The 14682-nt window shown below is 61.3% G+C and carries 13 protein-coding genes; 7 read left to right on the top strand and 6 right to left on the bottom strand.

Going from position 1 to position 14682, the window contains the following annotated elements:
* Positions 1-10: 10 nt before the first annotated feature.
* The 4 genes from murJ to ASE94_RS11390 all read left to right on the top strand — a co-directional run bounded on the left by murJ (position 11) and on the right by ASE94_RS11390 (position 3926).
* Positions 11-1573, top strand: coding sequence for a murein biosynthesis integral membrane protein MurJ (gene murJ / locus ASE94_RS11405; RefSeq protein ID WP_062630506.1), 1563 nt, complete (start codon positions 11-13; stop codon positions 1571-1573).
* 67 nt (positions 1574-1640) lie between these two features.
* Positions 1641-2672 (top strand): tryptophan--tRNA ligase, encoded by a 1032-nt coding sequence (trpS, locus tag ASE94_RS11400; protein WP_061908542.1) that lies wholly within the window; start codon positions 1641-1643, stop codon positions 2670-2672.
* 12 nt (positions 2673-2684) lie between these two features.
* A complete protein-coding gene (locus ASE94_RS11395; protein WP_061908543.1) occupies positions 2685-3155 on the top strand; it encodes a universal stress protein in 471 nt (156 codons plus the stop codon).
* Positions 3156-3359: 204 nt separating this feature from the next.
* On the top strand, positions 3360-3926 hold the full coding sequence (locus ASE94_RS11390) for a NifU family protein (protein ID WP_062630505.1): 567 nt from the start codon (positions 3360-3362) through the stop codon (positions 3924-3926).
* 211 nt (positions 3927-4137) lie between these two features.
* Here the strand turns inward: ASE94_RS11390 and ASE94_RS11385 are convergent, their stop codons facing one another.
* The 4 genes from ASE94_RS11385 to ASE94_RS11370 all read right to left on the bottom strand — a co-directional run bounded on the left by ASE94_RS11385 (position 4138) and on the right by ASE94_RS11370 (position 7693).
* Complete coding sequence (locus ASE94_RS11385) at positions 4138-5166, bottom strand: hemolysin family protein (protein WP_062630504.1); 1029 nt, start codon at positions 5164-5166, stop codon at positions 4138-4140.
* 78 nt (positions 5167-5244) lie between these two features.
* Entirely contained in the window at positions 5245-5721 is a 477-nt protein-coding gene (gene ybeY, locus ASE94_RS11380) for an rRNA maturation RNase YbeY (RefSeq protein ID WP_062630503.1), read from the bottom strand.
* A 35-nt stretch (positions 5722-5756) separates the two neighbouring features.
* The gene (locus ASE94_RS11375) at positions 5757-6815 is read right to left on the bottom strand and encodes a PhoH family protein (protein WP_244484027.1); all 1059 of its coding nucleotides are present in this window, start codon (positions 6813-6815) and stop codon (positions 5757-5759) included.
* Positions 6816-6955: 140 nt separating this feature from the next.
* Positions 6956-7693: an alpha/beta hydrolase gene (locus ASE94_RS11370; RefSeq protein WP_244484026.1), complete on the bottom strand. Its 738-nt coding sequence runs from the start codon at positions 7691-7693 to the stop codon at positions 6956-6958.
* Between the two features lie 193 nt (positions 7694-7886).
* Here ASE94_RS11370 and infC point away from each other — a divergent pair, with 193 nt between their 5' ends.
* From infC to ASE94_RS11355, 3 genes are all read left to right on the top strand, one after another.
* The gene (gene infC / locus ASE94_RS11365; protein WP_200913643.1) at positions 7887-8423 is read left to right on the top strand and encodes a translation initiation factor IF-3; all 537 of its coding nucleotides are present in this window, start codon (positions 7887-7889) and stop codon (positions 8421-8423) included.
* Between the two features lie 126 nt (positions 8424-8549).
* Complete coding sequence (locus tag ASE94_RS11360) at positions 8550-11468, top strand: FAD-binding and (Fe-S)-binding domain-containing protein (RefSeq protein WP_082461177.1); 2919 nt, start codon at positions 8550-8552, stop codon at positions 11466-11468.
* Positions 11469-11774: 306 nt separating this feature from the next.
* A complete protein-coding gene (locus ASE94_RS11355; protein WP_062630501.1) occupies positions 11775-12476 on the top strand; it encodes a PadR family transcriptional regulator in 702 nt (233 codons plus the stop codon).
* Between the two features lie 50 nt (positions 12477-12526).
* Here ASE94_RS11355 and ASE94_RS11350 read toward each other — a convergent pair whose 3' ends face one another.
* Entirely contained in the window at positions 12527-14098 is a 1572-nt protein-coding gene (locus ASE94_RS11350; RefSeq protein WP_082461176.1) for a copper resistance protein CopC, read from the bottom strand.
* Positions 14099-14145: 47 nt separating this feature from the next.
* Positions 14146-14670, bottom strand: a complete 525-nt coding sequence (locus tag ASE94_RS11345; RefSeq protein ID WP_062630499.1) for a DUF1775 domain-containing protein — start codon at positions 14668-14670, stop codon at positions 14146-14148.
* Positions 14671-14682: the final 12 nt, after the last annotated feature.

The raw sequence follows: 14682 nt of genomic DNA, 5'->3' as shown, positions 1-14682 counted from the left end.
CCTCGGCTAGATGAGCCTCTTCCGCAATTTCTTTTCCGTCGGCGCCTGGACTCTGGTCAGCCGAGTCTTTGGCCTCGCGCGCGATGCGTTGATGGCGGCCGTCCTTGGCGTCGGGCCTGCTGCCGACGCCTTCAACGCAGCCTTCCGCTTCCCCAATCTCTTCCGCCGGCTCTTTGCCGAAGGCGCCTTCAACACCGCCTTCGTGCCGATGTTCTCGGGCGCTCTCGAGGAGCAAGGCGAAGACGGCGCCAAGCAGCTTGCCTCGCGGATCATGAGCTGGCTCCTGGCCATGCTCGTCGTTGTCACGATCCTTGCCGAAATTTTCATGCCGCAGATCATGCTCGCCTTCGTGCCGGGCTTCGTCGATGACAAGGAAAAATTCGACCTAACCGTGATGCTCACCCGCATCATGTTCCCCTATCTCGCCTGCATGTCGCTGATGGCGGCCTATGGAGCGATCCTCAATTCGCTCGGGCGGTTCTTTGCCGCCGCCTTTGCCCCCGTCCTCCTCAACATCGTCAACATCGCCGCCCTCATTCCGCTCGCGACTTTTTGGGTGCAGGACCCGCAGAACGCCACTTTCTGGGTCGCCATTGCGACCATGCTCGGCGGGCTCGCCCAGCTCTGGCTCGTCTGGGCCGCCATCGAGCGCGCCGATTTTCGCCCCGCCTTCCGCCTGCCGCGCTTCGATGCCGAAGTCCGCCGCTTCTGGTTCCTGGCCATTCCCGCCATCCTCACGGGCGGCATCACCCAGATCAATATCTTTGTCGGCACCATCATCGCCTCAGGCGCCGACAACACCATCTCGATCCTCGCTTATGCCGATCGGCTCTATCAGCTTCCCTTGGGCATCATCGGCATCGCCATCGGCACGGTGCTGCTTCCCGAATTGAGCCGTCATTTGAAGGGCGGCCGCAATGCCGAAGCCCTCGCGAGTCAGGAACAGTCGCTCTTTATCTCGATGCTCCTCACCATGCCCGCGGCTGCGGCGCTGATCAGCATTTCCGAGCCGATCGTTCGCCTGCTCTTCGAGCGCGGCCTCTTCGATGCCATGGCAACCAAACAAACTGCCGAAGCGCTGATCGCCTTTTCCTGCGGTCTCCCCGCCTATGTGCTGATCCGCGTCCTCCAGCCCGGCTTCTTCGCTCGGCAGGATACGATCACCCCCACGATCTTTGCCGGCATCAGCGTCGCCGCCAATATCGGCCTCTCGCTCCTTCTGTTCCCCACCATGTTCCATGTCGGCATCGCCATTGCGACCGCCGCCTCATCCTGGCTCAATGTCGTCATGTTGGGCACGACCCTCGCCATCCGCGGCCATTTCACCCTCTCGCGCAGCCAGATCTGGAATCACGCCATGATCATCCTGATCAGCGCCATGATGGGTCTGATCCTCATGGTTTTGGCCGATCAAGGCGCGGCGCATCTCGCCTCCGGCGCCCCGCTCTGGCGCCAGGCCCTGGTCCTCTCCGCGCTCATCGCCTATGGCGTGGTCTTTTATTTCACCATGGTCCACATCACCGGCACCCAGCGCCTTGGCACCCTGATGAGCCGCCTCCGCCGCCGTCGCTGACAGTTTCCATTCTTGCTTTCTCCGTATAGAACGGGCCGTCTGGAATCCTCGTTACGGCGTTCTTCTCATGTCCTTCACTCCCCGCGTTTTCTCGGGCATCAAGCCATCCGGCGATCTGCACCTCGGCAACTATCTCGGCGCCATTCGCCGTTTCGTGCCGCTTCAGGATACGCACGAGACCATCTATTGCGTGGTTGATATGCACGCGATCACCGTCTGGCAGGATCCGGACGATCTCAAGCGCTGGACCTATGAGATTGCCGCCGCCTATATCGCCGCCGGGCTCGATCCGAAGAAGTCGATCATCTTCAATCAGTCCCAGGTCGTCGAACATGCCGAACTGAGCTGGATCTTCAATTGCGTCGCCCGCATGGGCTGGATGGCGCGCATGACCCAGTTCAAGGACAAGGCCGGCGAGAATTCCGAGAATGTTTCCCTCGGCCTCTTCGCCTATCCCTCGCTTATGGCGGCAGATATCCTGCTCTACAAGGCGACGGCCGTTCCGGTGGGCGAAGATCAGCGCCAGCACCTCGAGCTGACGCGCGATATCGCGAAAAAATTCAACCACGATTTCGCCAAGCAGATCGCGGCCGCAGGCTTTGAGGACGAGTTTTTCCCGATCACGGAAACCCTCGCCACCGGCCCCGCCATGCGCGTCAAATCGCTGAAGGATGGCGCCAAGAAAATGAGCAAGTCCGAGGCTTCGGACCTTGCGACGATCTATATGATGGACGATGCGGACCTGATCGCCAAGAAGATCAAGCGCGCCACTTCGGATGCCGAAGCCCTGCCGACAGAAGCCGCTGGTCTTGCCGGTCGCAACGAGGCCGAAAACCTCGTCGGCGTATATGCCGCGCTCGCCAATCAGTCGGTCGATCAGGTTCTGGCCGAATATGGTGGCAAGGGCTGGGGCGTGTTCAAGCCAGCGCTGGCCGATCTGGCGGTCTCGGTGCTCGCGCCGATCGCCGATGAAATGAAGCGGCTGGTGTCCGATCGCGGCGAAATGGATCGCATTCTTGGCGACGGCGCCGAACGCGCCCGCGCCATTGCCCAGCCGATCATGGCCGATGTTCGCAAACTCGTCGGTTTCGTCCGCTAAACGGAGGCGCCTTTGTACGATACTGAATACAAGCGCAAATTCCTCGTCGTCATCGACGAGACCGAAGAATGCGACCGCGCCCTGACCTTTGCCGCCTTCCGCACCAAGCGGACGGGCGGCACCGTTGTCCTCGTCACCATCGTGCCCAAGCCCGAATTCATCGGCATGGGTGTCGAAGAAGTCCTGCGCGCTGAAGCCGTCGAAGATGCAGAGCGCAATCTCGATATGCGCCTTGCCCGCATCAAGGAAATCGGCGACGTCCGGGCTGAAACGGTCATCCGCGAAGGCAATGGCCCCGAGCAGATCGAAGAGCTGATCGACCAGGATCACGGCATCGCCATTCTTGTGCTGGCGGCCTCAAAATCCCCCGACGGCCCGGGGCCTCTCGTCAATCACTTCGCCAATCGCGCCAATGCGCTGCCTATTCCGCTCACCATCGTCCCCGGCCGCATGAGCGACGAAGAAATCATCGCTATCTGCTAGCGTGCCGCAGGCAAAATCGCGCCAGTGGCGCGATTTTAGCGAAGCAGGCCATGAGAGCTGCGCTCGAATGGCGATGCACCGCGGCCAAGGCAATCCAAAGCCGCAGCCGAACCGCGGCCCATGTAGCGCAGAATCTCCACCACCGCCCTTGCATCCTGACTGTAATTGTCTATTTTAGAAGTGTTCTAAGTCCAAGGCGATCCCATGTTTATCCAGACCGAAGCCACGCCCAATCCGGCAACGCTGAAATTCCTGCCCGGTCGCGACGTTCTCGTCGGCGAACCGCGCGATTTTCGCACGCCCGATGCCGCAGAAGCCTCGCCGCTGGCAGCGAGCCTCTTTGGCATTTCCGGCGTAACCGGCGTCTTTTTGGGTTCCGATTTCATCTCGGTCACCAAGGACGACACCAATTGGGCCCATATCAAGCCGGCTATTCTGGGCGTGATCATGGACCATTTCCTCGCTGGCAAGCCGGTTCTCCTCGATGAAAACGCCGTCCATGTCGACGAATTCGCCGGCGAAGAATTCTACGAAGAAGAAGACAAGGAAATGGTCGAGGTCATCAAGGAGCTGCTGGCGACGCGCGTGCGCCCGGCCGTGGCCATGGATGGCGGCGACATCATCTTCCGCGGTTTCAAGGAAGGCACCGTCTTCCTTCACATGCAGGGCGCCTGCTCCGGCTGCCCCTCCTCGACCGCAACCCTCAAGAGCGGCATCGAAAACCTCCTCCGCCACTTCGTCCCAGGCGTCGAGTCGGTTCAACAGGTCTGATTCAAAGCCCTACAGTTAAGCAGCAAGCCAAAGGCCCCGATGATCGTTCATCGGGGCCTTTGTCTATTTTCTTTAAGAGGGTTTCACTGGACTGTCACCCCGGCCTTGAGCCGGGGCCCATCTTGAGATCTCTGCATGGACCCCGGGTCTTCGTCCGGCATGGCGCTCCGTGTCTGAACTAGCCACGGAAACAATCACCGTGCGAAAAACCCTACTCCGCCGCTTCCTTCTGCTCTTCCGGCCGCTGGTCGGTAATCGCCAGCACCTCGGGTGCCTCGCGCTTGCGGCGAATGCGCAGCCGTTTAATCTTGCGGCCGTCGGCGGCGAGGATTTCGAACTCGAAACCATCGAGCCCCGTCACCTTCTCGCCCCGGCGCGGCACGTGGCCTGCAAGGTCGAAAACTAGCCCACCAATGGTTTCGACGTCATCGGCATGATCGCCGGGGTCGAAATCATCGCCGACGACAGCGCGAACCTCGTCGAGTTCGGCGCGGGCATTGGCGATATAGGTGTCTTCGCCCACCTTGCGCACCATGGCGCTGACGGCTTCGTCGTGCTCGTCCTCAATCTTGCCGACAATCGCTTCGAGCAAGTCTTCGATGGTCACGAGACCATCGGTGCCGCCATATTCGTCGACGACGATGGCCATGTGGACGCGGCTCGCGCGCATCGATTGGAGGAGATCGCCGGCCGGCATGAAGGTCGGCACGAACATGGCCGTGCGGGTAATGCCGAGCCTGTTGATCTTCTGCTTCAGCGTCGACGAGAGAAGCCGCACCGGCACATCCTTTTCAGGATCGGTCACCGGTTCGGTAATCTTGGCCATGGCATCCTTGATGTGGATGAAGCCGATGATCTTGTCGAGCTCGTCCTCATAGACCGGCAGGCGTGAATGGCCCACCTGTCTGAATTTTGCGAGCAATGTGCCGAGATTGATATCGGCCTCGACGGCCTGGATATCGGAGCGCTCGACCATGATGTCATCGATCGAGACGGCAGAGAGTTTCAGCACGTTTTGCAAAATCGTGCGTTCGCTCTCGGTGAAATTGGCAGTTTCCGCACTGCCCCGTTCCTCGAGCGCGACCTGCAAGTCGTCGCGAAGCGAGACTGTGCGCAGCGCCAGAATGGATTTGAGCCGATTGAACAGGCTCGGCCCCCGGCTCGCCTGAGCGGGGGCGGGACTAGAGGACGGCTCGGGATTATCGGGCACCCGCTGACCCTTGCGTTCGCTATCGTTCATTGTGTCGGACCGCTCGAGGGCGGCGCAATATCCTCATCTTGGACAATAATGCAGCCGGTAAACCAGGTGTTCACAGGCTTAATCGGCGTAAGGATCGGCAATGCCAAGTCCTGCCAATATCTGGGTTTCGAGCCCCTCCATTTTCAGGGCCTCGTCCTCTTCGAGATGATCATAGCCTAAAATGTGCAAAAAGCCATGCACAACGAGATGGGTGAAATGATCCTCGAGCGAGGTCCCCTGTTCTTCGGCCTCGCGGATCAGGGTTTCCCGCGCCAGCGTAATGTCACCAAGGATGCCGAAAACCGGCCCGAATGGCTCGATCTGCGGAAAGCTCAGCACATTGGTCGAGGAGTCTTTGCCCCGATATTGCGCGTTGAGTTCGCGCTGCTCCTCATCATCGGTCAGCAACACCGAAATCTCGGCCGCCCCCTTGATCTTGGGCTTGGCCCCCTCGAGCGCGGCAAGAATGGCGCGCTCGGCAAGGGCATCGAAGTGCTCGGGCCAATCATCCACATTGCGGATGACGGCAATTTCTAGCGGTGGAACTGGCGGCAATTGGGCTCAATCATCGTTGGAAAAGGCACCCTCGCTTAGCGCGAGAGGGTGCCCAGGGTCCGCGCAAGTCCGGTCGTGTCGCCGTCTTTTTCGGCCAACCGCCGCGCGGTATCGGCTTCATAGGCCCGCACGATGCGGCCCACAAGCGCGTGGCGCACCACGTCCTTGTCGTTGAACCGGCTGATATGAACGCTCTCGACGCCATCGAGCAGATTGACCGCCTCGACGAGCCCCGATTTCTCGCCACGCGGCAGATCGACCTGGGTCGGATCGCCGGTGACGATCATCTTGGAATTCTCGCCAAGACGGGTCAGGAACATCTTCATCTGCATCGATGTGGTGTTCTGGGCTTCATCGAGAATGACGACGGCATTGGCGAGCGTGCGGCCGCGCATGAAGGCGAGAGGCGCAACCTCGATGATCCCCGATGTGATGCAGCGTTCGACATTTTCGGGCTTCATCATGTCGTAAAGCGCGTCATAGAGCGGCCGCAGATAGGGATCGACCTTTTCCTTCATGTCGCCCGGCAAAAAGCCGAGGCGTTCACCCGCTTCGACGGCCGGACGGGAAAGAATGATGCGATTGATATCGCCGCGTTCGAGAAGCGATGCGGCATGGGCAACCGCCAGATAGGTCTTGCCGGTACCGGCCGGACCGACGCCGAACACGAGCTCGGAACGTTCCATGGCCCGCATATAGGCGTCCTGCGCCGGAGTGCGGGCCGCGATCGTCGCCTTTCGCGTGGCGATCTGCGCCATACGGACCTTGCCCTTGCGCTCGAGAGTCGGCAGGGTCAGTTGGCTATCCTCGGTCTCGACCATGCGGATCACCGCATCGACATCGCCGATATCGGCGGTGCGGCCTTCTTCAAGGCTGGCATAAAGCGATTCAAGCACCCGGCGCGCCTGATCGACCTTGGACGCCGCGCCTTTCAACAGCACATGGTTGCCGCGTGGCGTGGCCGACACGGCAAGGCGCTGTTCGATAAGGGCGAGGTTCTGGTCGAAATCGCCATAGAGCTGAGCTGCAAGGCGATTGTCTTCAAAGGCGAGTTCGAGTTGCGATGCGAGGGCGTTATCTGCTGAAGGTGGCAAGTGCCTGCTCAAACTTTCTCGGCTCCCGAAGGGAGGCGCAATATGCGCGCTCCAACACAAAACGAGGCTAGGACGATTTGGGTCCCTTGTCTCTCGATATTTTGTGACGATTTGACCTCGGTTCAAGCGGCCTTATGGCGTCATAACATCCCGAGCACGGCGGCCCTGAGCCGCGCCAGATCCTCAGGCCGGCTCAACCGGTGATCGCCATCCGGAATCAGCGTCAGCGTCACCGGATCATGAAGGATATGGGTAAGGAGGCGCTGTGCATGCGCAGGCGGCACATCCCGATCCTGCCCGCCCTGCAGAATATGCACCGGACATCTCGTCTCGATCACCTTGCCAAAGAGCAGATGCTGGTCGCCATCCGCGATCAGTTTTTTGGTGTAGCGATAGGGACCATCGCCATAAGCGCTTTGTCGCTCGACGAAGCCGTCCCGGTCGAGCCGTGAAAAATCCTCGGCCGAAAATCGCTTCGGGATCAGTTCTCGCGTCGCGTCCACAGCCGGGGCAATCAGCACTAACCCTTTGAGCCTGTTCTCCCCCCGAGCCTGCAGCGCTCGCGCCAAGAGCAGGGCCAGCCACCCGCCCATAGACGAGCCGATCACCACCTGCGGCCCCTCGGTCTTAGCAAAGACCGCCAGCGTCTCATCGAGCCAACGGCTGATGGTGCAGTCGTCAAAATCCCCGCCCGACTCACCATGGCCCGAATAATCGAATCGCGTCACGCCAAGGCCATGTTCCTGGCCTAAAGCATCGATCGCGCTGGCTTTTAGTCCCGTCATCACCGAGCGGAAACCATTGAGCCAGAAAAGTCCGGGCGCCTTTCCCGGTCGTTGGAGATAGGCGATTTTCCGCAGATTATCGGCCTCACCCACGCTAAGGCACTGTGTTTGTAGGGAAGTCACACGGAACTCTTCGGGCTTTTGCTGGATTTGATGGCAAACATCTGGCGTTTTCTCGGCGCAACAGCCGGAAATCAGTACATCCAGCAGTTGACTTCTCACCCCGCTAACACGATTTTATGGCCGAATTCACCCCCCGGCAGAAACAGCACAAGGAACGCTTGCCATTCGTCGTCCAATGAGACCCACGGCGCCCCAGAAAGATGGGCCGCTTGCCAATGAGGACATCACCAGCCCCGACATCCAGCTTATCGATGCCGAAGGCGAAAACCGCGGCGTAGTTCGAACGCGCGATGCGCTCACCGAAGCGCAGGAGGCTGGGCTCGACCTGGTCATCATCGCAGCGAACTCCAATCCGCCGGTTGCCAAGATGCTCGATCTCGGCCGCTTCAAATATGCCGCTCAGAAAAAGGCGGCCGAAGCGCGCAAGAAGCAGAAGGTTATTGAAGTCAAGGAAGTTCAGCTCCGGCCGAACATCGATACCCATGACTACGAGACCAAGATGAAGGCTGTGCAACGGTTCCTCGGCGAAGGCGATCGGGTCAAGGTCACGATGCGTTTCCGCGGCCGCGAAATGGCCCACCAGGATATCGGCATGCAGCTTCTGCTCAAGGTTCGCGAGCAGATGGAGACGCTGGCCAAGGTCGAAAGCCAGCCGCGCTCCGAAGGCCGCCAGATGGTCATGGTCCTGGCGCCCAAGTAAGGCGCCAAAAATCGATTTTACGAAGGCGGGCCCGGTGCCCGCCTTTTTCGTTGCGCCGCGCAATCGTGAAACGGACGCTCATGATCCCGCTCGCCCGGCGCAAACTGACATGTTAGCGTCACGCTCATGCAGCAAGCCGCCCTCTATTCCACCCAGCCCAAGGCCCAGACCCCCGATCGCTTGGACGCTGGTATCCGCGTCGCCGCCCGTCTCAAGGGCGTGGTCAAGGGCGCCATCCATACCGATCCCTTGATGACCTATGCCTGGAGCGGCGATGCCAGCTCCTATCGCCTGATCCCGGCCGTGGTGGTCTTCGTCAATTCCGAGGACGATGTCCGCGCCGTGTTCCAGGCCGCGCGCGCCGAGGGTCTACCCGTCACCTTCCGTGCCGCCGGCACCTCGCTTTCGGGTCAGGCCGTCACCGATGGCGTGCTCGCTGTTCTCGGCGATGGCTGGCGCAAACTCGACATTCATCCCGGCGCCGAAAAGATCACCCTCGGCCCCGCGATCATCGTCGCCGAAGCCAATAAGGCGCTAAAGCCTTACGACAAGAAGATCGGCCCCGATCCGGCCTCGCAGGCCACCTGCAAAATCGGCGGCGTCGTCAACAACAACTCGTCGGGCATGTGTTGCGGTGTTGCGCAAAACACCTACCACACCATGGCCCGCCTCCGGATCGTCCTCACCGACGGCACCATGCTCGATTCTGGCGATGCCACGAGCCGCGACGCGTTTCGAGTGTCGCATGCCGGCATGCTGCGCGCGCTCCATGATCTTCACCACGAGATCATGGCCGATAATGAGCTCGTCGCGCTGATCCGCCACAAATACCGGATCAAGAACACCGTCGGCTATTCGCTCAACGCCTTGGTCGATTATCACGACCCGCTCGATATTCTCATCCACCTCATGGTCGGGTCCGAAGGCACACTCGGATTCGTCGCGGAGGTCACCTACAACACCGTCCCCGAGCATCCCTTCAAAGCCACGGGTCTCGTCCCCTTTCCCGATCCGCAATCGGCCGGCCGCGCCATCATCGAAATGGCCAATGGCGGCGTCCAGGTCACGACCGGCGTCACCGCCGCCGAATATATCGAGCGCCGTGCCCTGACGACGGTCGAGCACCTGCCTCCCATGCAGCCGCTCCTGCCCTGGCTGAAATCCGATTCCCCCGCCGTCCTCATCGACGTCACCGCCCCCGATGCCGCAACGCTCGCCATCGAGGTCGCAAAGACGCAAGAGCTGCTCGCCCGTCACGGCGCGACCCATATCGATCTATCGACCGACGAACATCGCAGTCACGCCCTCTGGGATATCCGAAAGGGCTTTTTCACCTCGGCCGGTGCCGCCCGCCCCAAGGGCTCGATCATGCTCACCGAGGATGTTGCTGCGCCCATCGAGCGCCTCGCCGAATTCGTCGTCGATCTGCGCACCATGTTAGACAATCACGGCTATACCGACGCCGTCATTTTTGGCCACGCACTCGCCGGCAATCTCCACTTCCAGATGGGCGACGATTTTTCCAAGCCCGGCGCCGCCGAAAAGTTCGACCTGTTCAATCAGGCCCTCAGCACCCTCGTCTCCGGCCGCTATGGCGGCTCGCTCAAGGCCGAGCACGGCACCGGCCGCGCCATCGCGCCCTTCGTCGAAGCCGAGTGGGGCCCCAAGGCCTACGCGATCATGCATCGCATCAAGGCCCTGTTCGATCCCGAGCGCCTCCTCAATCCCGGCGTGCTTCTCAACGACGACCCAAAGATCCACGTCAAAAACCTGAAACTCATGCCGCTCGCGGATGAGGTCGTCGATCTCTGCATCGAATGCGGCTTTTGCGAACCCGCCTGCCCTAGCCACCATATGACGCTGACCCCGCGCCAGCGCATCGCCGTCACCCGTGAACGCGCCCGCCTTCGCGCCTCTGGCGAAGACCCGGCGCGCCTTCAAAAACTCGATGCCGATTTCCAATATGCCGGCATGGACACCTGCGCCGCGTGCAATCTGTGTTCCCTCCGCTGCCCCGTCGGCATCGAAACCGGCACCATGATTCTCGGCGAACGCGCGCGCCGACGTAGCGCCACGGCCCATTCCGTCGCCCGCTTTGCTGCCGATCATCGCGGCTCGGTTGAACGGTTTATGCGCGGTGGCGTCGCAATCGCCGATGCCGCCCGCACCATCATTCCGGCGCCTGCAATCGAAGCGGTCACCGAAACCGCCCGCCGCGCGACCAATAAGCGGGTCCCCCGCGTCTCCCGAGCCCTCCACCACGGCCCCGGCGCGCCAAAACCGACGGAAACCCGCCAGAATCCAAAGAAGACCGGCTTTCCCGTTCCGATCACCCAGACCGGCCGACCTTCGGTCGTCTATTTCCCAGCCTGCCCCAGCCGCATGTTCGGCGCCCCCAAAACCGAACACGGCCTCCTCGACACGCCTGCTGCCATGGTCGCCCTCCTCGAGCGCGCCGGCTTCGACGTCATCGTGCCCGAGCACCTGATTGGCCAATGCTGCGGCCAACCCTTTCAATCCAAGGGTTTTCCTGAGCAAGCCGCCGAAGTCGGCAAGGCCCTCAAATCCGAACTGTCGTCGCTTTCAGACGCGGGCCGCCTCAAGATCGTGACCGACGCCTCGACCTGCGCGAAACATCTGCGCGAGTTTCCAGGCGACGCGGCCGTTTCAGATTCCCCGCAATTCCTCCTCGCCGAAATTCTGCCGCACCTGACGATCACCCAAAAACTCGACAGCGTTGCCGTCCACCACAACTGCTCCGCCCAGCGCCTCGCCGAGCAACCGGCGACCGAAGCCCTCGCCCGCGCCTGCGCCGACGAGATCGCCGTGCTCTCCTCCATCAATTGCTGCGGCTATGCCGGCGACAAGGGCCTTTTCGTCCCCGAACTCAACGCCCACGCCACCCGTCGCGTCCACAATGACATCCCGGCCAATTGCAGCCTCGGCATCTCTACCGTCTCCACCTGCGCCTCCGGCCTCACCGAACACGCCGGCGTTCCCTTCGTGAGCCTCGCTAGCCTTCTGGAATGGGCCAGCCGGCCCTAGCAGCGCGTTCGCTAATCACCCCCTCCCAACCTCACCCATCAAGGGGGAGGTGCGGCCCTGCGTCTGTGACAAGATCTCCAAGCACCCACCGGCAGATACCTCCCCCTTGATGGGCTCCGACCCGTCCCGCAGGGAAATTCGCTCCAGTGGAGCGAATTTAGGAGAGGAGGCCGGGAGGGGGTGACTCTGGCAATCATCGCGCTAGCGACTCCACCTTACAAAACTTTCACAAGATATATCTTGAAAGCCCCCGCCCCCGCCCCAATCTACTCCTCACGGGCTTTGAAAACATATCGGAGACACATCATGTCGAACTGGCGTAATGGAGAACCCAACTGGCGGCGTTTCGAGCAGATGGCGCGTCGCGGCTGGGGCAAGGTGCAACAGAATCTCGGTGACGAAGATCTCGGCCAGTGGGGCGGCAATATTCGCGTCGGCCGCATGCTGGCTTCGGGCGATGTCCGCCTCGTCGCCCTCTATCTCATCGAACAGCAGCCGCGTCATGGCTATGACTTGATCAAGGCCATCGAAGAGCGCTCAAACGGTGTCTATTCGCCGAGCCCCGGCATCGTCTATCCGGCCCTGACCTATCTCGAAGAAGCCGGTTACGTCACCTCGTCTGCCGAGGGCAACAAGAAGCTCTATACGATCACTGATGAAGGTCGGACACATCTCGGAGAAAACCGCGACGCTGTCGCCTCGACGCTCGATTTCCTCGCGCGCACCGGCGAACAGTTCAACCGTTTCCGCGAGTTCGTTCGCGCCGACTGGCCTTTTGGCGGACGCCCGGGCGAAGGCCACGAGCCACCGCATCCGCGCCATCATCACCACGAGGATCGGCCACTTCATGATGCTGTGCCCGAACTCGACGAGGCCCGTAAAGCCTTAAAGGGCGCCATCAAGAAGGCTCGTCAGGCCTCCGAAGACCACCAGCGCCGCGCCGCCGAAATTTTGCGTCGCGCCGCTGCCGAAGTCGAAGGCCTCTCCGAGGACGATGTCGATCTCTGATCGCGACTAAAACGGCCACTCCCCGCGCAAAAGCGGGGAGTGGCCGTTTTCTATTCTATGTCGAAATCGGCAGCGATCTTCGCCAGCGCAAAGCGGCTCAGGCGAATTTCGAGCGTAAGCGTCCATGTGCCTGGGATTGGAATGGTAACGTCTCCAACCACCCAGCCCTCAGGCGTCAGCTCCGCCTCGCCGCGGATCGGCGCGATCCCGAGCGTCTCGGAAGAAAGAATGGCGACAACCGACTGGGCTTCTATGGCGCCATAGTTTGCGTCTGTCAGTGCGATATCGAGCCTCGCTGTCCCCGGTGCACCCGAAATCGTGACATTGGCCATGACCTCGGCATTCATCGCATGGACGAAAACAGGCTCGGTCTTTTGCACCTCGGCCAGCGCCCGCGGCGGCGGCGTAAACCGCCACCCGGCCGCGAGGCCAAGGATCAGCAACACCACCAGCGTTTCAACGACTATCGACCGGCGCAGACTTTTCCGCGCGCTGGTCGTGCCCGCCAATGCGGGGCGCGTCAGCCGCACCCGGTTCCAGAGCGCCAGCGCAAAGAGAACCACCAAGAGTCCGAGCTTGGCCGCTAGTATGGCGGCATAAGATGACAACCAGGCCGCACTTGGCGGCCCCATCTGGATCACGGCGAGCGTCACACCGGAAATAAGTAAAACCCCGACAGCAAACGGGACGACGCGCGAAAAGCGCGCCAGAGCGCGATCGTCCCTGCCAGTCAGCAACACCGCGAGTGGGAGAAGAGCACCAACCCAAAAGAGAATCCCGCCGACGTGAAAAAACACGGCCGGCCGCGTCAACCACTGCGGCTCTGCGGCACCAGCATGTCCACTCAGACTAAGCGACAAAGCGCCGAGTAGAGCGGCCAGAACACCGAGCCCCGATGTGACCGGGCTTCTCGAAAAACCCACCGCGATCGAACCCAAGGCAAATGCCCCAACAAGGACAAGTGCAGTCGTGCCATAACTCGTCGCCAGCGCGGCACTCCATGCCGCCGGATTGAAAAAATTGGCAACCGGCAAAGCCAGCGCGTCGAGCCCGTGTAGTCCAAGCGACAGTGGCGCCAGCAAAAGTCCAGCGAGTGTGACGCCTAAAAGGACCCGCTCAAGTCTCCGCGGCAGCTCGGCAATCGCGCGAAACAGCGCCCCGCCAAGGCCGATGAACAGCGCGATGAACAACCCGGTCTTGCTCACCCAAAGCGCAAAGGCCGACACCGGATCGCCCTGAGATACCGATGCCGCTTCGGTCACCGCACCAACCGAAAAAACCAGCGCGCCACCAATCGGATGCCCATCGATCGAGGTGACGCGCCAAGACAGCACATGCGTGCCCTCCCCCAGCGGATCGGCAAGCGGAACCTCAAACCGTTCCCCGCCCCTCGTGACAGCGGTCAAATCCGTCTTGCGCCCCTGCGGATCGATCAGCGTAATCGCAAGCGGGTTGACCGGCTCATTAAACCGCAGCGTCAGCGCCTCCGGTGCCGAGTCCAACACCGCCTTGTCCGATGGATCACTGCCGATAAGCTGCGCATGGGCAAAGGCCGGCGCAGCAAGCGCGAACACCAGCGCCAGGCCCAGAACGAGCCGCGCGAAAAACTTCATAACTATCATTGCCGGGCTCCCGCCGGGGTGGAGGCGCCGAAGCGCCTCCTTGGGGCTTAGTGACCGGTCGCAGCGTCTGCCGGCAGGAGTTCAAGGCTCGGCGCCGGCATTTCGGCGTTTTCGTCGCCCGAAACATCGATCCAGGCCTCTTCGCCCGTCGCGCATTCCTGGATCGCCGGGAAATAGAACCGGCCCGGCTCCAGCGTATCGGCAAATGTGCCGCGGAAGACGAACTCGTCATACCATTCGTTCGGCAGATTGCCGTTCGACCAGACGATTTCCTTGACGCCGTCATTCACGGCCGTGCCGTGATTGTCATAGCTCCCCTCATAGGGACCCGTGACGGTTTCAAGGTCCCAGCCGGCCTTGGGCATGGGTTTGACGTTATAAAACCCTTCCGGAATCTGGATGCGGACAGTGGTCGTGGCCTCGGTGCCGCAGCCATGGGGCACGCGTAGCACCGCCTTATAGGTCGAGCCGATCTTGGCTTCCTGAACTTCGAGGGTCGAATGGGCAAAAGCCGGCGTTGCGGAAAGGAGAAGGCTGGCGGCACAGAGCGCGCGCGAGAAAAAACGGATCACTTGGGATCTCCG

Source organism: Devosia sp. Leaf64, assembly GCF_001421945.1.
Taxonomy (GTDB): Bacteria; Pseudomonadota; Alphaproteobacteria; order Rhizobiales; family Devosiaceae; genus Devosia.
This window is presented reverse-complemented; position numbering and strand designations above follow the sequence as displayed.

What these genes read in the sequence shown, in the direction of transcription:
- murJ (WP_062630506.1), top strand. Translation starts at nt 11, where the DNA reads ATGAGCCTCTTCCGCAATTTCTTTTCCGTCGGCGCCTGGACTCTGGTC.
- trpS (WP_061908542.1), top strand. Translation starts at nt 1,641, where the DNA reads ATGTCCTTCACTCCCCGCGTTTTCTCGGGCATCAAGCCATCCGGCGAT.
- ASE94_RS11390 (WP_062630505.1), top strand. Translation starts at nt 3,360, where the DNA reads ATGTTTATCCAGACCGAAGCCACGCCCAATCCGGCAACGCTGAAATTC.
- ASE94_RS11385 (WP_062630504.1), bottom strand. Translation starts at nt 5,166, where the DNA reads ATGAACGATAGCGAACGCAAGGGTCAGCGGGTGCCCGATAATCCCGAG.
- ASE94_RS11360 (WP_082461177.1), top strand. Translation starts at nt 8,550, where the DNA reads ATGCAGCAAGCCGCCCTCTATTCCACCCAGCCCAAGGCCCAGACCCCC.
- ASE94_RS11355 (WP_062630501.1), top strand. Translation starts at nt 11,775, where the DNA reads ATGTCGAACTGGCGTAATGGAGAACCCAACTGGCGGCGTTTCGAGCAG.
- ASE94_RS11350 (WP_082461176.1), bottom strand. Translation starts at nt 14,098, where the DNA reads ATGATAGTTATGAAGTTTTTCGCGCGGCTCGTTCTGGGCCTGGCGCTG.